Source organism: Chryseobacterium koreense CCUG 49689 (genome assembly GCF_001045435.1).
GTDB classification, from domain to species: domain Bacteria; phylum Bacteroidota; class Bacteroidia; order Flavobacteriales; family Weeksellaceae; genus Kaistella; species Kaistella koreensis.
The window spans coordinates 278022-297492 of sequence record NZ_LFNG01000004.1 but is presented as its reverse complement, the minus strand read 5'-3'; the positions used below and the strand labels follow the sequence as shown (position 1 = coordinate 297492).

Here is a 19471-nt window from a genome sequence, read left to right as displayed (position 1 = left end):
TATTCATAAATTAGTAAAAAAATAAATTTAAAGATGTCAGACAATAAAGTTGTATTGAACTATGGTGGTAATTCTTACGAATATCCCATCGTAGAAAGCACGCTCGGCGATCGAGGAATCGATATTTCCAAACTCAGAGACCAAACCGGATTAATTACACTCGATCTGGGTTACAAGAACACCGGAGCAACCATCAGCGAAATCACTTATCTCGATGGCGACAAAGGCGAACTCTATTACAGAGGTTATCCAATTGAACAGATTGCGGACAAGTCCAATTTCACCGAAGTCATGTACCTTTTGCTTCACGGTGAATTGCCAACTCAGGATCAGTTCAGTAAATTCGAAGCCGGAATCAAAAACTATAATTACATCGCCGATGAAATGAAGCGATTAATCGACGTATTCCCTCGTTCTGCGCATCCAATGGGAGTTTTGTCCTCTCTTACTTCAGCGCTCACAGCATTTAATCCAAAAGCGGTTGACGTCAATTCTCCTAGTGACCTGGACCACGCCGCAGAAATGCTCATTGCGAAATTTTCTCACCTTTGTGCTTGGACCTACAGAAAAAAATTAGGTTTACCAATCAATCACGGCGACAATAGCCTGAACTATGTGGAAAATTTCTACAGAATGTGCTTCCGTCGTCCAAATGAAGAGTTTCATTTAGATCCTGTAGTAGTGGGAGCGTTGGATAAATTATTGATTCTTCACGCTGATCACGAACAAAACTGTTCTACATCTACCGTTAGAATGGTGGGTTCAGCACACACCGGATTATTCGCTTCAGTTTCTGCAGGTATCTCTGCACTTTGGGGTCCGCTTCACGGCGGTGCAAACCAGGCAGTAATCGAAATGCTGGAAATGATCGAGCAGGATGGAGGCGACGTAGCAAAATACGTTGAAAAAGCAAAAAACAAAGACGATAATTTCCGTTTAATGGGATTCGGACACAGAGTTTACAAAAACTTCGATCCAAGAGCAACCATTATTAAAAAAGCGGCAGACGACATCCTGAATTCTTTAGGAATTGAAGATAAAGCTTTAGATATCGCAATGCAGCTGGAAAGAGTAGCACTTGAAGACGAGTATTTCGTAAGCAGAAAACTCTATCCAAACGTAGATTTCTACTCCGGAATCATCTACAGAGCATTGGGAATCCCAACAGAAATGTTCACCGTAATGTTCGCATTAGGAAGACTTCCGGGATGGATCTCTCAGTGGAAAGAAATGCGTTTGCACAACGACCCTATCGGAAGACCAAGACAGGTTTACCAAGGCGCACAAAAACGCGACTATATAGCCATGAACGCAAGATAACAATTGTTCAGATAAAATTTCCCCTTCATTTTTTTGGAGGGGATTTTTTTTGGGCGCACATTTGACTACGTCGAATCGGACGTTTTATTTTTTGGGCGCCGATTTCCGCCTTCCGCTCCCAATCTTTTTTTGCCCACGCCAAACCTGCAGGAAAAAAAGGATTTCCGCTCAAGTCGGGGCGCAGTTTCGTCACCTAATCACTGTTTTAGCAAAATTGAAATTTTCTGTATCTTAACACTCGAAAAATTTAAAGGGTTTTCAATTCAATAGGGATGAGCTTTAATCGAAAGCTTTACTTACTTGAAAAAAACAGTAAATTTTAATATAGATGGTTAATGCGCTCAACTAAATAATATCTTTAGATATTTCTTAATGACCCTTAATCACTTAAAATACCTTAATGTTGAAAAGATTGATTTTTTAAAGTCTTAATTTTACAAATCAACTTTACCCCAAAGAAAAAAAACAGTAATTTTTAATATAGATGGTTAATGCGCTCAACTAAATAATATCTTTAGATATTTCTTAATGATCCTTAATCACTTAAAATACCTTAATGTTGAAAAGATTGATTTTTTAAAGTCTTAATTTTACAAATCAACTTTACCCCAAAGAAATATCATTAATAATAATGAATTCAAAAAAGAAAAAAATAATAATTGCAGCCTTAATAATTTTAGCGACTTTGAACGCACTCGCTTTCTATATTCTCAAAGAAGGAATTGCAATTAGCGATGCACTTGAGCATGTTGAAAATGATGCGATGGGAAAATCTCTTAAACAAAAACAAATCTTAAGCGATGTTTTACCTTCACTCGTTTTTACCATTGATATTGCTTTGATTTTCTTCGGGTGCTATCTCTTAATCAAAATGTTATTCAAAAGTCTAAAAAAATCCACATCTAGTCAATCATGAAACTAAAAAACTACATCTACGGAGAATGGATCGAAGGTTCCGGAAACGGGACTCAACTATATAATTCGGTGAACGGCGAAAAAGTAGCTGTTGCAGATACAGAAGGCATTAATTTCGAACAGGCGCTGGATTTTGGAAGAACAGTAGGATATAAAAACCTTGCTTCAATGACGTTTTACGACCGCGGAGAAATGCTGAAAAAAGTAGCCCTTTACCTTCTGGAAAGAAAGAAAAAATATTATGAAATATCCTATAAAACCGGAGCAACCCACGCCGATTCCTGGGTGGATATCGAAGGAGGTTTCGGAACATTTTTCACCTATTCCGGTTTGGCGAAACGTATGTTGCCGAACACCCCTTTTTGGGTAGATGGCGACACCCAGAAAATTTCAAAGAACGGAACATTCCTCGGAACGCATATTTTAACGCCGAGCGAAGGAGTTTCGGTTCAGATCAACGCTTACAACTTTCCTGTGTGGGGAATGCTCGAAAAATTATCGACCTCGCTTTTGGCGGGAGTTCCAAGCATTATTAAACCAGCAACACCCACAAGTTACCTCACGCATGCCGTTTTCGAAGATATGATCGAAAGCGGGATTCTTCCGGAAGGATCCATCCAGCTGATTTGCGGAAGCGCAGGAAATATGCTGGAATTTATGAAAGACGGCGATTCTGTTCTGTTCACAGGTTCAGCCTCCACTGGAAAGAAATTGAAATCGATGCCTTCCATTGCGCAGCATGCTGTGCGTTTCAATATGGAAGCAGATTCTTTAAACTGTTCTATTTTAGGACTTGATGCTAAACCCGGTACTCCGGAATTTGATTTATTTATAAAAGAAGTCCGGAACGAAATGACCACGAAATCCGGTCAGAAATGTACGGCAATCAGAAGGATCATCGTTCCTGAAAACATCATCGGTGATGTTCAGAACGCGTTAGTGAAATCTTTGGATCAGGTAAAAATCGGAAATCCTTTGAGCCGGGAAACCAGAATGGGCGCTTTAGCCGGAAAAGACCAGTACAGGGAGGTTTCCGAGAAAATAGATTTGCTGAAAACTGAAACAGAACTGATCTACGACGGAAAACAGGAACTCATCGATGCTGATTATGAAAGCGGTGCGTTCATGTCTCCGAAATTGTTTCTCAACGACAAGCCTTTCGAAAAAAATATTTCCCATGATGTGGAAGCATTCGGTCCGGTTTCCACCATAATGCCTTACAAAGATGCAGAAGAAGCCGCCGCTTTGGCGAAACGCGGAAAAGGAAGTTTGGTAGGATCCATCATTTCCCATGACGAGAAATTCGTGGCAGAAACTTCGTGGAAAATGGCTTCCACGCACGGAAGAATTTTTGTTTTAAACAGAGATAATGCGAAAGAATCTACAGGACACGGTTCCCCGCTCCCAACTTTGATGCACGGCGGTCCGGGAAGAGCCGGCGGCGGTGAGGAAATGGGTGGTCTAAACGGGCTCCATTTTTTCCTGCAAAAAACAGCAATTCAAGGTTCGCCGGACATTTTGACTGCGATTACGAAAATTTATCAACAAGGGGCAACTCAGCACTTTTCTGACAAACATCCTTTCAGAAAATATTTTGAAGAAGTGGAAATCGGTGACTCGCTCGAAACGGCTGGAAGAACTGTCACGGAAGCAGATATCGTGAATTTCTCCAATGTTTCCTGGGACCATTTCTATGCACACACCGATGCAACTTCCCTGAACGGAACCATTTTCGACAAGCCCGTTGCTCACGGATATTTTATTCTTTCAGCGGCGGCGGGATTATTTGTGTCTGGAAAAAAAGGCCCGGTTATCGCAAATTACGGTTTGGAAAATGCAAGTTTCTTCAAACCCGTTTACGCCGGCGACACGATTACGGTTTATTTGACGGCGAAAGAAAAAGTCAACAAAGGCGTAAAAGGCAGAAATATTCCGAGCGGAGTTGTGAAATGGCTCGTAGAAGTAGTAAACCAACGCGACGAAATTGTTTGTGTAGCTACAATTTTAACCCTTGTCGCTAAAAAATCACCATTTATCCAATTGCACACCAATACGATCCAAAAACTACTGAACGGCTTGACTGAAAATTCGGAGAGAAAATTCGGAATGATGTCGCCTCAAATGATGGTTGAACATTTGGAAGAGGTGTTGCGCAACGGTTTCGGTTCATTGGAGCCGTCAGATTTTCCTGAAATCCCTGCCGATAAACTGGAGCTGCTTCAGGATTGGATTTATACGGATCAAAAAATCAGACCGGGAGCACAATATCCACTTTTGAAAGAAGGGGAAAAGCCGGAACTTCGATTCAAAAATCTTAGCGAGGCAAAAGAAAAACTGATTGAAACTTTAAAGGAATTCCTTGTTTATTACCGCGAAAATCCACAAGCCGAACATTTCCATCCTCGTTTTGGAATGCTGAACAAGGAAATGATGGAATTGTTTCACAGGAAGCATTTTACGCATCATTTCGAGCAGTTTGATCTGGTTTAAATGTGACAGATTTGCTGGTGATTTCCCGCAGATTACGCAGATTGCGCGGATTACTTTAATGCTATTAATGCGGATAAAATGACAGAAAATGATTTGACATATGCGATTCGGAAAGCGATTTTTGCTGTATATAATACGCTCGGCTCAGGATTATTGGAAAGTGTATATGAAAGGGCCTTGGTTATCGAACTTGAAAGTCAGGGTTTAAAAACAGTAATTTTTATCTAAATTTGAACCTACATTAACACATGAAAAAAGCAGTTCACTGAATGAAAAAAGGGGTGGTCAGTTTACTCCGAAATTAGGTGGTCAGTTTAAACCGAACTTAGGTGGTCAGTTTAAATTGAAACTGGGTGGTCAATATCACCGAAGTTTCCATTCTCAAGGAACAAAATCAGAGTTACAGTAATCAGTCAAAGAGTTTGCTGGATTTTTTTGTTTATGAAGGCCAAATAAAAACACAGGTTATCATTTATAAAAACTCAAAACTTTTTTTTAATTGAGAGATTAAAGTTTTAAACCAAAAAATTCCCCCAAAATCAATTGGAGGAATTTCATTTAGCTCGAAAGCCGGTTTCTTATTTTTTTTCCTGTCTGTCCGCGAACAGATTACTTGTCTCATTACAATTGAGGTCCCGCAGAAACCAATCTTCTTCCTTCTTCGGTATCGCAATACTGCTCGAAATTTTTCACATATCGCGCACCTAGATCCCTTGCTTTTTTCTCCCATTCTGATGCATCTGCATAAGTATGTCGCGGATCAAGGATTCCTTCTGAAACGTTTGGAAGTTTCGTAGGGATTTCAAGGTTCAAGATCGGAACAACCGCTTTTTCAGCACCATCAATGGAACCGTCTATAATGGCATCTATAATTGCACGGGTATCTTTCAGGGAAATTCTTTTTCCGGTTCCGTTCCAGCCGGTATTCACCAAATAGGCTCTTGCTCCGTGTTCCTTCATTTTCCCGATTAACGTTTTAGAATACATAGTGGGGTGCAAAGTCAAGAAAGCCTCTCCAAACGCCGGTGAAAACGATGGTTGCGGTTCGGTGATTCCTCTTTCTGTTCCCGCCAATTTTGAGGTATATCCACATAGGAAATGATATTGTGCCTGATCGTCATTCAAAATAGAAACCGGAGGCAAAACTCCGAATGCGTCCGCAGACAGATAAACGATTTTTTTCGCATGTCCCGCTTTGGAAGGCAACACAATTTTGTTGATATGGTAAATCGGGTAAGAAACTCTGGTGTTTTCCGTAATTGAATTGTCTTTGTAATCTGCTTCTCCGTACTCATTTACGACCACATTTTCTAATAACGAATCTCTTCTGATTGCGCGGAAAATATCCGGTTCTTTTTCCTCGGTCAAATCGATTACTTTCGCATAGCATCCACCTTCGTAATTGAAAACGCCATGGTCGTCCCATCCATGCTCATCGTCACCGATCAAATATCTTTTCGGATCTGCCGAAAGTGTGGTTTTTCCAGTTCCTGAAAGTCCGAAGAACAAAGCCACATCGCCTTCTTCGCCTACGTTTGCTGAGCAGTGCATAGAAGCCATACCTTTCAGCGGAAGATAGTAGTTCATCATCGCAAACATCCCTTTCTTCATTTCGCCGCCATACCAGGTTCCACCTATGATCTGCATTTTCTCCGTAAGGTTGAACATCACGAAGTTTTCAGAATGAAGCCCCTGTTCTTTCCAATTTGGATTCACTGTTTTGGAGCCGTTCATCACGATAAAATCAGGCTCACCGAAATGTTCCAGCTCATAAACTGAAGGTCTGATGAACATATTGGTCACGAAATGCGCTTGCCACGCAACTTCCATTATGAATCTCACTTTGAGGCGGGTATCCGGATTGGTTCCGCAAAATGCATCTACCACATAAATTCTCTTTGAAGTAGAAAGTTGTTTCAAAACCAATTGCTTGCAGCTTTCAAAAATTTCGGGTGTCGTTGGAAAATTCACTTTTCCATCCCAGTTGATGGTATCTCTGCTGATGTCATCTTCCACGATGTACCGGTCTTTTGGCGAACGACCAGTGAAAATCCCAGTTTTCACTGCTACAGCTCCGGATTCGGTGACTGCACCTTTTTCGAAACCTTTGTTTCTGGTTGACATTTCTGCATTGTACAATTCCTCGTAGCTAGGATTATAAACCACTTCCTGGTAACCTGTAATTCCCAACTCGTGTAATTGCTGAATGATTTTGATGTTCTTCATAGCGACTTTTAATGTAGATTTTAAGTTAAAAAGCAAAATTAGCCATTAAAGAAATTTAATGACCTTTAAAATTACTGATATTCATCAGATTCTGCAAGAAAAATACAACTTAGTAAACCACTGTTGATCAGGGAATTAATTCATCCCATTCGAAAACCGTGGAGAAACCTCTTCCCGAAAAATAATCCCCAAATCCAGAAAATTTGCGACTTAAGACAAAATCTCCGCCCCAAGCTCCCAGACTTTTGACAAAAACCGGGGCATTTTCAAAAAATTTTTTCTTAACTGTTGGGATTCCGAGAAATTCCGAAAGTTGACGTTCATGAATCTCCATCAATTCTGAAAATTTCTCCACATCACTGGTCAAAATAACTTCCTTGGTTATGTCGGATAGTTGAGCGACGAGCTCTTGAGACTTCGGTTTAGACCGATACAGTTCGATTCCCTTTCTGCTGTCTTGCTTTTGGTTTAAATGGATGAAGATCAGTTCGTTTCGGAACTCAGGTTTGAAATGGAGCGTTTCCACTTTTCGCACGTTTTCGAAATACCGGTAAGAGATCGGCGATTTTTCCGTGGCCACCGCAATATCATAGCCACTTCCTCCCAGACAAAGCTCATTCAGCTCAAAGGCGTCAATTTCTGCCCATTCGGAAAGATTGTTCATCAAAGTGGAGCTGCTTCCCAATCCAAAATTGGCCGGAAACTGAAGATGCGTAACCATTTCGTAGGAAGTGTTTCCTTGGAATTTCCGGGTGGATTGTTTCTGAATATTTTTTAAAACCTTTAATACAAACTGGGCAGAACTCCCCAAATTGGTTTCCACAATTTCCCAGTTCTGATAATTGATTTTTGCACTTAACCAAAGTTGATCTTGGTGAAAAGCCTTCCAGGAAATCATCGATTGCCCATTTTCAGTTTCCACCACAGACAATTCCTGTCCTAACTTGGTGGGAACAGCAAACGCCAAAGCACCGTCCAGAACAACGTACTCGGAAGTGAGCAGTAATTTTCCGGGTGAAAAGAAATTTGTTTTGGATTCGGATTTCAATTTTTTTCCAAAGATTTTAGCCGCAAAAACCAGCCGTTTTAATACTTAAAAATGAAACGGACTCACTTAGACACTGCTTCAGTGCAAGAAAGTCCGTATAGTAAAAGTGGTTTAAGACACCTCAAACAGCGGAGGAAACCGTCACATTGCCATCAATTTTCTTGATCAATCCCTGCAATGTTTTTCCCGGACCAACTTCCACAAATGCAGTCGCTCCTTTTTTGATCATATTTTGAATGGATTGGGTCCATTTCACAGGTCCCGTTAATTGGGCAATCAAGTTATTTTTAATTTCTTCGGCATCATAAACCGCTGTCGTAGTAATGTTTTGATAAACATCCATATTGGGTTTATAGAACTTGGTTTTATGGATCGCTTCAGCTAATTTTTCCTGTGCAGGCAGCATTAACGGCGAATGAAACGCTCCGTTCACCGGAAGGAGCAACGCTCTCTTCGCACCGGCTTCCTTCATTTTTTCGCAAGCCAACTGAACTGCTTCCGTTTCTCCCGAAATTACGAGCTGACCGGGACAGTTGTAATTCGCAGGTACTACAATTCCGGGAGTTTCTTCGCAAACTCTTTCCACCACATCATCAGCAAGTCCGAGAATAGCGGCCATTGAACTCGGATTAGCGTCGCATGCTTCCTGCATGGCTTTTGCACGCGTGGAGACTAATTTTAATCCATCTTCAAATGAAAGAACTCCATTTGCAACCAAGGCAGAAAACTCACCAAGGGAATGCCCTGCAACCATTTCGGCTCCAATTCCGTTCACTGCTTTCAATGCGGCAACGGAATGGATGAAAATTGCGGGTTGGGTAACTTCTGTTTTTTTCAGGTCTTCCTCGGTTCCGCGGAACATGACGGAAAGGATGTCAAACCCTAAAATATCATTGGCGGAATCCATCAGGTCTTTGATGTCTTTTCGAGAATCGTATAATTCCTTACCCATTCCGACAAACTGGGAACCCTGACCAGGAAATACAAGTGCTTTCATAGTTTTATTTTAAAAAATAACTTATGGCAAATAATCACATTTAGCCATCATTTCTAGCTAATTAAAATTTATTGAGGAACCAGACGAACCACGCGATAACCTTTGTTCACGTAGGCTCCGGTTTTTGTTTTTTCGAATTCAAATTTTGTGGCGAGCTGGGTTTGAACTTTGTTCATCTGCTTGAAGATTTCGCCTTTTTTATTTTCTCTGCTCAACATGTCATTCACCACATCAAACCCGATAATTGAGTATTTGGAAGGGGTTTTGCAATATTTATTTTTAAAAGCTGCCAAAATCTCCTTTTCAAAATTACCATCGGTGTCGATTTTCCGGTCTATTAAATAAACCAGATTGGTCTGACTCAGTTCGTCAACCTTTTTCTCGAAAGACGGTGTGAAATACATGCTGAATGCCTTGATTCCCTGCACTTCTTTGGAAAGCGAAATGACTTTTGCCGCAAAAGCATCACCTACTGTGGAGTTGTCATTTGCCAATATTGCAATGACCGGCGCTGATTGACCCGTCATCATATTTTGATCCAGTTGAATGTCTGCAGCTGAACCTACGATGGCGATTTTCGCGTTTTTAAGGGATTTTTCCAACCCGGATTTCAAATAATTTGCCCGGGTTTTTTCGCTGTCAGCAACAATATAGATTTTCTGGTCCTGGAAAACGTCTTTCACTTCTTTGATGATGCGATCTGCATACACATTGTCATTGGTCTCAATAATCACCAAGTTGCTGTAACCCAACAAATCATCCGAATTGGCGAATGGCGCCACAACAGGAATCCTTTTGTCTTTCACGAAATCCAGCACTTCCAAAACATTGGATTTAAAAAGGGGACCAATAATCAGATCGGTATTGTCTTTATTGATCTGGGTCAAAGAGTTTTTGAAACTGCTCTCATTACCTGCGTCGACCACTTTCACATCGAGTTTCTGTCCATTTTGGGCGCTTCTTTCAATGGCCAATTTTGCTCCTGAAAGAAAATCGAAGGACAATGTTCTGTATTTGTTGTCATTACTGTCAAATCCGAAAGGAAGCATTAACACGACGTTCAGAGCGTCTCCGGTTTTTTTCACATAACCTGCTTCCAACTTTTTGATTTTCAAAACCATTCCGGATTTTAGTCCATTGGCGAGATTTGGATTTAGGGAAATCAGTTCGTCCAAAGTAATCCCGAATCTGTTCAAAATACTAAAAACGGTGTCGCCGTCCCGAACAGTGTATGTCACGTAATCATCAGCTGTTCCGGTTTGAGTGGAAGCTGCGGAAGATACGTTGGAAGAAATGTTTGTTTGAACCGGCTTAGAATCAGTATTTGTTGAAGTCTCCGTAACAAAAGTCGTGGAATGATCTGTCTTAATTTTAATGACATCACCCGGTTGAAGTCCTTTCGCCTCCAAACCAGGATTCATGGCGAAAAGTTCTTTTTGGGTAATGTTGAAGGTTTTGCTGAGCTTGTAGTAATTGTCTTTGGGCTGAACGATATAGGAATCCTCTGCAACCTTTTCAGAAGAAGTTTTCGCTTCTGTCTTGATCGCTACCGTTTCCGTTTTGGTCACGGTTTCCGCAATTTCTGCAGCGGGTTTTTGTGGCCCTCCGTACTTTTTGATACTTGCCAAAGGAAGCGTCACCTGGTCACCGATTTTCATATTGGAATCCAGATTTGGATTCAGTTTCCGAAGGTCTGCTTCCGAGATATGATATTGTTTGGTGATTCCGTAAATGGTTTGCTTAGGTTCCAACACTATTTTGCCAAGCTCGCCTGAATTTGCATGTGGATCTTTCGCAACATTATTTCCTTCAGCAATTTTTACGCTCTGCTTTTCAGATTTGTTCACCGCCAACACATCACCGATTGAAACTTTTCCTTCTTTGATATTCGGGTTCAGCCGGTAAAGCTCGTCTATAGTCATTCCATACCTCTTGGAGATATTATAGGGATTATCGCCTTTTTCGACCGTGTGTGTTTTCTGTGCAAAAACCGCTGTGAAAGCGAAGATACCAGATAATATGAAAAACTTTTTAATCATGTTTTGTTGCTAACGGATTACAAAAATAATGCTTTAAAATTAAAGTGAAAAAATAATCAATTGTGAGTTTTCCGCATCCATTGCGTCGAAACAATTTCTAAGCCATTCTTTCCCGAACTCCGAATAGAAAACCGAAAAATTAAAGACTCTCTCCTGCCAGATTTTCCCAGGATGCACCTTTAAAAATAAATGCTCCAGGCGCTCCAGCTTTTCCTGCTGTTTGATTTTCTCGGCGCGCAGGAGTCTTTTTCTCATTCTCGCAAAGGACTTTAACTGGCGGGTTTTCTCCGCATTCACCAAATTGCCAAAAGTTTTGTCGGTAAGTTCCGCTTTAGCTGAAATATGGTCAAACTGATCAATTAAGGATTTCTCTTCTTGGTCTAAAAGACCAGCCATTTCGTTGTCATTCAGCAAAATGCTTTTCGAAACGGATGCGAAATTTCTAAACCAGTCTTCGATCTCTAAACCTAAGTTTTTAGTTTTGGTCAAGGTCTTCTCGGAAACGAAAAGCATGGCGTTTCGCGGAATCAAAACCGGAAAAGGGAGGTTGATTTTCTTAAAATAATCTCTCAGTTCAAGCCAATACATGATTTCCGCATTTCCGCCAATATAGGCAAGATTCGGCAAAACCGTTTCCTGAAAAACAGGCCGCATTAATGCATTGGGACTGAACCGCTCCGGAAAATTTTCAAGTTCGCTCAAGATTTCATCTTTTGAAAAAGAAAGCTCGGTATCTACGACTTGGAAATGGTCTTTTTTAAACTCAATCCTGTTGCGCGTTTCCGTCAAATAGAAAAGGTTGATTTCCCGCGGGTTGACCTGCACTTTTCCATATTTTTCAGTGAGAAAGTCCACGGTGTCTTTGGTGGCATTCTGCAGTTCCTGCTGAAGGAGTTCATTTCTGAAAATATCCCTCATCTCTTCTTTCAACAAGGCATCATCGCCATCGATTAGGATTAATCCGTATTCCGAAAAGAGCTGGTGAACTAAAAGCTTAGTGGATTCAGTGAGCGTTCTGCCTTTTTTGTAGGCCCGTTTCATCATCAGAATCAGTTCTGTTCCGAAAACAGAATCTTTAAACTCTTTTTCAAATTCAGAAATAAAGAAATCATCTTCCAAGCGGATTTTTCCAACCACTCCACCGGATTTTGCTTTGGTTTCATAATAGCCGTTTTCGGTTTGGAAATGGTTGATTTCCTCAAAATCATGATCTTCGGTCGCCATCCAAAAAACGGGAACCACTTTTCGGTCCGGAAAATTTTGGTTCAGGAATTCGGCAAGCTTGATGGTTTGCAAAATTTTATAAACGAAAAATACCGGTCCCGTAAAAAGGTTGAGCTGATGTCCGGTCGTCACTGTAAACGCATTCTCTTTTGCCAAAAACTCCAGATTTTCCTTTTGTTTATCAGATAAACTGAGATCAGAATGTTGCTTTTGCAAAACTCTGGAGAGCATTTTCCGATGATCTGAACTAAAGTTTTCTTCTTTTAAAACAAATTGCTTCTCCACATTCTGAAGGTTGAAAACGGTTTGCTCAAAACCAGGAATTTCACTGTTCAAAAAATCTTTGATCAGTTGCGGAACGCTTTCTATGGCGGTGAATGGTATGTTGGTGAGTTTTTTCAAAAGAGTTTTGTTAATACCAGTGTTTTTAGTTTTGCTAATTCGTGCTGAAAACATATTTCTTCATTCATGATGGTCATCAGCTGAAAAGATACCAAACAATTCCCAAATTCAGCCGAAAATCATAAAGCGGATAATTGGGTGCGGTGAACGATTTGTTTTGCATGAAGGTGGTATTCAGATGCTGCGCTTCAATGAAGAAGAACATCCGCTTTACTTTCAGGTTGAAATAAACATCGCCAATGGGTTGGCCTCCGATGGAATAGGGATCCGATCCCGGCAAAATGAATTCGTTTAAAACCGGCGAAAATTCTCTTGACGCAAATTTGGTGAAATAGTAGATTTTAATTCCGGTCTGGATTTCTGCAACTTGTTTGAATGCTTTGGTCTGATAGAACAGGTTGAATCTGCCCACAAAATTTGGCATCGGATACAGGTCTTTGTTGGTAAGCGCACTTTGAAAAAGAACCCTCGGATTCAAATGAAATTTTCCATAGGTAAAAGTTGCTTCACCCCCGATTTGGGAAATATTTAGTGAGGAACCGCTTTGTTGCGGCTGCAAGTTCGCATCGATATAGGTGTAATTATCGATCCTAAAATAATTCGCGAAAACGGAACTCTGGAACCATTTGAGGTTCACATCACCCCCTATTTCGGTGATGGTCTCATTTTTTGGCTGGTTTAAAAAGAAATTGAACTTTCTGTAAACAGATGGGTTGATCAGAAGATTAAAGCTTGGCGATGCCGTTTGAAAATTCACTTTCGCATTCACGAAGTAATCTTTGATGGGTTCAAATTTCATCAGGTTTTGTGACCGGAGGTAATTTCCGAAATGGTTTCCGTTGGAAAATTCCAGATTGGAATTCAGCTGGACTTTATCCCAAAGTTTGATCAGCAGATTTCCCACGGCGCCGATCCTGTTTTCAGAAAGTTCCAATGGAAAATCGGTAAATGGTGCTGCAAAAGGCATTCCCACACCTAGTTTGATCAACTGGTGACGGACACCTGCATCGAGTTTAAAGTTTTTCTGGTCAAAAAGGACACTTACCGTATTGCTCAGGTTTTCAGAATATTTTTTGGAAGAAAGCGGATAATCAACCAGATCTGCAGGTACCGAGAAATAATAAGGTTCCAGCTGCGACTGGTTATAATAGTATTTGTTTCCCTGATGAAATATGGTGTGGCGAATTTTGAACGGGAATTTTTCTGATGAAAACGGACGAAACTCATGGCTGAAATAATACCTGCGGTAGGCAAATCTGGAATCCGAAAACTGCAGATTGACGGGGAGATTTAAGCGCGTATTGAAATTGCTGTTTCCGCCCAGGAACAGTGACACATCGGAGATACCGCCATTTTCCTCATTATTTACGTTGGAATGGATATAATGTGCGAAGGCTTCGTACTTCGAATTTTTTGATTTGAAATGTCCGGAAAAAATAATATTGTTGTTCGAAGCGAGATTGTGGAGATACAGACCGAGCGACCGAAGCCCCATATATTCCACCGCGAAGTTGAAATTTTTACCAATATTCTGGGTATAGGTCGATTGCAGAGCTGCACCACTGCTCACCGAATTGTGGTAGATGAAAGCGGTAGTCGGGGTTTTTACATCATAGTATTTTATATCGGCGATTCCCAGAATAAAGTGGGATTTTCTGGCGGGCAGAAGTGAAAGGTTCTGTTCGGTATCTACCTTATAAACCATTTGGTTAAAGCCGGAACCTATATTGGCAAACTGAATATTCCCGAAATTGTCCCGATTGTTGTACTGGGTAAAAATGAAAGTCTTATCGTGCGTAAATACGGTATCAAATATTTTTTTCTCTGAGAACTGGGTCTGATACTGATAATCGTAGATGGTCGGCTTAAAGATTTTCAAGGAATCTCTATGCCCGGAATCGATGACGAGTGTATCCTGCGGTTTGATTCGGTTGGAATCTGTTTTGCTGATCACCTGCGCTTGGATCGTGCTGCAAAAAACCATAAGGCAGAGAAGGAGGTGCTTCATTTTTTTTCTTTGGTGTACAAATTTAAGAAAAGTGGGGGAATAAAAAAGCCGCAATCGGTTGATTGCGGCTTGGGTATTTTGAGCTCATCTTTCAGATATTACAAATATCCTGGATATTGAGTCAAGTTCGGGTTGTTATTAATTGATCCCTGTGTGATTGGCAATACATAAAGTTTGCTTCCTGGCTGCACGTCACAGTTCATAGCACAGTTTGACGGTTTCACGATTGGAAGGTTATATCTCTTCAAATCCAGGAATCTTTGTCCTTCGCCAAAAAGTTCTTTTGAACGCTCTTCCAAGATATCATTCAAAATGTTTGCGCCCGTATAGACCATCCCTTTTCTGGAAGCTGAGAAAGCATTTAATTCAGCCAAAGCTTGCGGATCTTGACCGGTCAAGTGCAAGGCTTCAATTCTGTTCAGATATGCTTCAGAATATCTCAAGACTTTGATATTTCTCTTGTAGTTTCCTCTTTCAGTAAGTCTAGGATATTTACTGATCCACCATGCGTTACTTCCTGTTGGAACAGCCGGAGCGGTATTTGAAAACAATCCTTTTCTGACGTCTGTTGAAGCGATGCTGTTATAGAAAGTCTGGTTTGCCAATAAACATCTTCTGGAATCTTGTTTAGAGAAGAAACAAGGAAGTGATACGTTGGAACCAATTCCAGTAGCGTTCAATGTTTCTGTATTGATATCCAATTCCCAAATTGTTTCAGGTTGTCCCTCAGCTACGCTATCAGACATGCCGGCAAAATAATTCACGTAAGCAGTATTTACAACAGGTGCTCCGGTTACAGGTTTAAAAGCTCCAGCAGGCGCAGATGCAATAAGTTCATTTGCAAGATTCAATGCAAGCTGTGCGTCACCAGAAGCTCTTCTGGTAAGATATACTCTAGACAGCAATAGTTTTCCCGCATCCTTGCCAAGCAATACCTTTGTATCCGGCTCTGCAGGTGCGGCCGCAATTCCTGCATTCAGATCTGAGATGATTTGGTTATAAATCTGGGCAACTGACGCTCTTGGCTCTTTCAGGTTCACGTCATAATTTCCAAGAACCAAAGGAACACCATATTCCTGGTTCACTCCAGAAGTTGGAGATGGCGAATAATAACTTACAAGAATGTAATAGGCATAAGCTCTAAGGATGTGTGCTTCTGCTTTAATTCTATTCACATTTTCGTTTGGATTCACGGTAGTATTATTCAAAACGAGGTTAGCGTTCAAAATCACGCCATACATAGTTCCATAGAAACCAAATTGGTTTTGGTATGCAGAGTAATTCATATTGTAGGTTTCCAAATAGCTTCCTCCACCTGCATTAAAAATCTTGTCACCCAAAATTTCGCCAAAAACAGTCACTTCTGTACCTAGAGCGCTTGCCGAAGAAATTCCCAAATAAGCAGAGTTTAGCAATTGCTGTAATTGCTGCTCGGTCTTAATTTCGTCAATCGGATCTTCAGTTGGCGGGAATAGTACCAATTCTCTTTCGCTACATGAATTGGCAATATGTAACGATAAGAATGCCATTAAAATTAAAAAGTATTTTTTCATTGTCAATTTTTCTTTAAATTAAAAACCTAGTTGAACACCAAATGATATTGTTCTCACTACTGGTGAAGAATACCAATATCTTCCCTTCCCGATCCATGACCAGGAGTTTGAGGTGGACTCTGGATCATAGTTCAGCGTTTTATCAAAAACGTAGGTCAACAAGTTCGTTCCACGAGCATAAATCGTCAAATTATTGATTCCTGTTTGTTCTTTGAATAAGCTTCCGAAGGAATATGCAATTCTCAACTCTTTCAACCTTAAGTGGTCTCCCTTGCTGATAAATCTAGAAGATTCAAGTCGGGAACTCGTTGGGTTACCCAAGATGGCTTTCGGGTTGTTTGTGCTGTAGTTTTCAGCTCCCGGTGCATCGGTCCACGAATCATATAATGCATCGGTGACCTGGTTTCTGTTCGGGAATCTTCCATCGTGGAATGTGTAAGAACGCACCCCGTTTTGTACGTAAAAATCAAACTGTCCAGAAATCAAGAAGCTCAAAGTTACATTTTTGTACTTGAATTCGTTTGAGATACCAATATTGTAAAGCGGGAATGCATTTTTCCCGAGCCAAGCTTTCTGGGCATTTGCTTTATTATTAGTAACATCAGACATGGTTTCGTCCGTGAACCATAATCCATCACCTGCTTTGATTCCTTTTGATGGATCTGCTTGCTGAGCAACTCCCGCCCATAACCAAGTATAATATTCCCCAAAAATATGTCCTGGAGCAAGAGCTACTAAATCATTAGTGCCATCAGAAGTTCCCGGGAATTCATATAACTCAACGTTTAGACTTCTGAGCATGTTCTTATTGTAAGAAGCTGTTGCATTGACATTCCAAGAGAAATTCTCATTCCTAACTGCAACCGCATCCATCGTAAAATCAATTCCACGGTTATTGATCGTTCCTACGTTATCATAGTATTCTCCAGGTCCTCCTGTTTCAGATGCAGGAACTGCGTAGAAAATGGCATCCTTTGTAATCTTATCATATACGTCAATAGAGAATTTCAATCTGTCATTGAACACTCCGAAATCCAAACCTATATCAAGGTGTTTTGACTCCTCCCACTTCAAATCTTTATTTCCAGGAAAAGAAACCGATGCATTACCTGTATATGGCCCCCATCCTGTAGAGCCATAACCTAGTGTCGCAAACTGGTTGTACTGGCTGTTCCATTGGTCAGCATATGGAATATTCCCTAATACCCCGTAGCTCGCACGCAATGTTGCTGATGAAATGCCTTTTGGAACAAATGATTCATTTCCAAGGTTCCAGGAAGCTCCAACAGACCAGAAATTACCAAATTTATTTTCTCCCAAAGTAGAGTTACCGTCTCTTCTTAACTGCCCAGAAAGGGTATATTTACTGTCAAGCGTATAATTCAATCGGCTGAAATAGGAAATTTGTTTCCATTCCTGATCTGAATTATAGGCATACTGCACATCAGAGAATCCAAAATATGGTCTTGGATCATTCATTGTTATAGACCAAGCTTGCAAGTTATTGTATTTGTGATCCTGGTATTCAGTACCCAAATATACTTGAACATTATGTCTTCCATTAAAGATATTTCTATAGGAAACTGTGTTTGACCAGTTCCAGTCAAACTGCTGAGTACGCAAATCTGCAAAGAAACCTTGATCCGGGTTCATGTTGGTGTAAACCGGGTGTCCTTTTAGAACGATCTGCATTTCTTTCATCATCTGCACTTGTGTTCCAAAAAGTGAATTGAAATAAAGGTTCTTAGCAAACTGGTAGTCCATATTTACCGAGCCGATAATGGTATTAATTACGGAATTCTGGCTCGTTTCGTTCAAGATTCCCAGTGGATTGAAACCTGAGGTCATCTCGTTTGGATCTTTCGGCCATGATTCCTCATTATATTTTCCATCAATAAAGACTGATCTCCATGGTGACAACATGATAGAAGAAGTTACCGGGTTTGCAGAAGCCCTACCTCCCATGTAGGTATTCCTGTTGATATTGGAATAGTTAAGGTTCAATCCAAATTTCAATTTTTCCGAAGCTTTGTGGTCCAAAGCAGCATTGATACTGATTCGGTCAAAAGATGATGTTTTCACCAACGGAAGATTTTCATAATAAGATCCACCTAACCTGAATGAGGTATTTTCACCTCCTCCTGATGCGGAGAAGTTATAGGTATTGACCACAGCACTTGTTCTGTTGATCACCTTTACCCAATCGGTAAATTGTCTTGTTTGCTTAATCGGTTCATCATCCGGAATGTAATTATCAAAATAATACTGTGTGGCTTCTGCCAAATTACTGAACTGCACGTTGGCCAGTTCTGTATTTGGTTGTCCCTGCGAGTTCCACATCAGGATTCCACCATACTTCAAGTATTCTTCACCATTCATCAGCTTCATTTTATCAAATGCGCGGTCTTGAACGGCTGTTTCAGTAGAGAACTCGAATCGTGTTTTTTGGTTGTATTTACCTTTTTTCGTGGTGATCAAAATCACCCCATTGGCACCTCTGGAACCGTACAATGCAGTTGCAGAAGCATCTTTCAACACGTCCACCTTTTCAATTGCATTCGGGTCCAATGCGGAAAGCGGATTCCATGACTCCATCAGTGAAGCATTATCTGCTCCTTTTCCTACGATCACACCGTCGATCACATACAACGGGTTTGGAGTACCCAGAAGGGAACTTACACCACGGATGGTAACCATATTCGAAGATCCCGGATCACCACTCGCAGAGGAGAAGTTCAAACCGGCAACCCTCCCGTTCAACACGTCGTCAACGGATGAAAATGGGGTGGATTCAAAATTCGCTTTAGATACGGTGTTGTATGCACCCACTTTCTGGGCAGGATCTAGTTTAATCCCTCCAATCAAAACAACTTCCTGAATTTCTCTTGTCTTGGTTGCAGTGTCCTTTTTTGTTTTCTGAGCGATCAGCGTGCCTCCTGCGAAAAACAACACACCGATACTTAAAACTCGTAGTTTTACATTCATATTAACACTATTTTAATATTTTAATGGGCAAATATGTTAATTTTTTTTAAGATATGCAAATGGAATTTAATTATCCCCATTCTTTTTTCGAACTGCTTATCATTTCCATATCAAGCACTATACTATTTCAGTAAAATCTTAACGGGAAAATCACAAGTGTTAATGAAGCATTAAATTTGATAGCCGATTCATGGAGGCCATTAAAAAAAACAAACTGCGTCGGTTGACGCAGTTTGTGAAAAAATTTAACTGATATTGCTTTAT

General features: G+C 40.6%; 12 protein-coding genes. 4 read left to right on the top strand and 8 right to left on the bottom strand.

Annotated features, from left to right (window positions below; genetic code table 11):
- Positions 1-33 precede the first annotated feature (33 nt).
- The 4 genes from ACM44_RS04175 to ACM44_RS14960 all read left to right on the top strand — a co-directional run bounded on the left by ACM44_RS04175 (position 34) and on the right by ACM44_RS14960 (position 4953).
- Positions 34-1320: a citrate synthase gene (locus ACM44_RS04175; RefSeq protein WP_048498789.1), complete on the top strand. Its 1287-nt coding sequence runs from the start codon at positions 34-36 to the stop codon at positions 1318-1320.
- A gap of 631 nt (positions 1321-1951) precedes the next feature.
- Complete coding sequence (locus ACM44_RS04170; protein WP_048498788.1) at positions 1952-2236, top strand: hypothetical protein; 285 nt, start codon at positions 1952-1954, stop codon at positions 2234-2236.
- Positions 2230-4725, top strand: coding sequence for a phenylacetic acid degradation bifunctional protein PaaZ (gene paaZ / locus ACM44_RS04165; RefSeq protein ID WP_048498787.1), 2496 nt, complete (start codon positions 2230-2232; stop codon positions 4723-4725). The genes ACM44_RS04170 and paaZ overlap by 7 nt, the downstream gene beginning before the upstream one ends.
- A gap of 78 nt (positions 4726-4803) precedes the next feature.
- Positions 4804-4953: a GxxExxY protein gene (locus ACM44_RS14960; RefSeq protein WP_083993641.1), complete on the top strand. Its 150-nt coding sequence runs from the start codon at positions 4804-4806 to the stop codon at positions 4951-4953.
- Positions 4954-5346: 393 nt separating this feature from the next.
- Here the strand turns inward: ACM44_RS14960 and pckA are convergent, their stop codons facing one another.
- The 8 genes from pckA to ACM44_RS04125 form a co-directional block, all read right to left on the bottom strand.
- Positions 5347-6951: a phosphoenolpyruvate carboxykinase (ATP) gene (gene pckA / locus ACM44_RS04160; protein WP_048498786.1), complete on the bottom strand. Its 1605-nt coding sequence runs from the start codon at positions 6949-6951 to the stop codon at positions 5347-5349.
- A gap of 127 nt (positions 6952-7078) precedes the next feature.
- Positions 7079-7999, bottom strand: coding sequence for a GYDIA family GHMP kinase (locus ACM44_RS04155; RefSeq protein WP_048498785.1), 921 nt, complete (start codon positions 7997-7999; stop codon positions 7079-7081).
- Between the two features lie 121 nt (positions 8000-8120).
- Positions 8121-8996: an ACP S-malonyltransferase gene (fabD, locus tag ACM44_RS04150; protein ID WP_048498784.1), complete on the bottom strand. Its 876-nt coding sequence runs from the start codon at positions 8994-8996 to the stop codon at positions 8121-8123.
- A 68-nt stretch (positions 8997-9064) separates the two neighbouring features.
- Complete coding sequence (locus ACM44_RS04145; protein ID WP_048498783.1) at positions 9065-11035, bottom strand: LysM peptidoglycan-binding domain-containing protein; 1971 nt, start codon at positions 11033-11035, stop codon at positions 9065-9067.
- A gap of 39 nt (positions 11036-11074) precedes the next feature.
- A complete protein-coding gene (gene bshC, locus ACM44_RS04140; protein ID WP_048498815.1) occupies positions 11075-12661 on the bottom strand; it encodes a bacillithiol biosynthesis cysteine-adding enzyme BshC in 1587 nt (528 codons plus the stop codon).
- Positions 12662-12737: 76 nt separating this feature from the next.
- Entirely contained in the window at positions 12738-14669 is a 1932-nt protein-coding gene (locus tag ACM44_RS04135; RefSeq protein ID WP_048498782.1) for a putative porin, read from the bottom strand.
- A 98-nt stretch (positions 14670-14767) separates the two neighbouring features.
- Entirely contained in the window at positions 14768-16222 is a 1455-nt protein-coding gene (locus ACM44_RS04130) for a RagB/SusD family nutrient uptake outer membrane protein (RefSeq protein ID WP_048498781.1), read from the bottom strand.
- 18 nt (positions 16223-16240) lie between these two features.
- Positions 16241-19207 (bottom strand): SusC/RagA family TonB-linked outer membrane protein, encoded by a 2967-nt coding sequence (locus ACM44_RS04125; RefSeq protein WP_048498780.1) that lies wholly within the window; start codon positions 19205-19207, stop codon positions 16241-16243.
- Between the last annotated feature and the right edge of the window lie 264 nt (positions 19208-19471).

What these genes read in the sequence shown, in the direction of transcription:
- ACM44_RS04175 (WP_048498789.1), top strand. Translation starts at nt 34, where the DNA reads ATGTCAGACAATAAAGTTGTATTGAACTATGGTGGTAATTCTTACGAA.
- ACM44_RS04170 (WP_048498788.1), top strand. Translation starts at nt 1,952, where the DNA reads ATGAATTCAAAAAAGAAAAAAATAATAATTGCAGCCTTAATAATTTTA.
- ACM44_RS14960 (WP_083993641.1), top strand. Translation starts at nt 4,804, where the DNA reads ATGACAGAAAATGATTTGACATATGCGATTCGGAAAGCGATTTTTGCT.
- pckA (WP_048498786.1), bottom strand. Translation starts at nt 6,951, where the DNA reads ATGAAGAACATCAAAATCATTCAGCAATTACACGAGTTGGGAATTACA.
- fabD (WP_048498784.1), bottom strand. Translation starts at nt 8,996, where the DNA reads ATGAAAGCACTTGTATTTCCTGGTCAGGGTTCCCAGTTTGTCGGAATG.
- ACM44_RS04145 (WP_048498783.1), bottom strand. Translation starts at nt 11,035, where the DNA reads ATGATTAAAAAGTTTTTCATATTATCTGGTATCTTCGCTTTCACAGCG.
- ACM44_RS04135 (WP_048498782.1), bottom strand. Translation starts at nt 14,669, where the DNA reads ATGAAGCACCTCCTTCTCTGCCTTATGGTTTTTTGCAGCACGATCCAA.
- ACM44_RS04130 (WP_048498781.1), bottom strand. Translation starts at nt 16,222, where the DNA reads ATGAAAAAATACTTTTTAATTTTAATGGCATTCTTATCGTTACATATT.
- ACM44_RS04125 (WP_048498780.1), bottom strand. Translation starts at nt 19,207, where the DNA reads ATGAATGTAAAACTACGAGTTTTAAGTATCGGTGTGTTGTTTTTCGCA.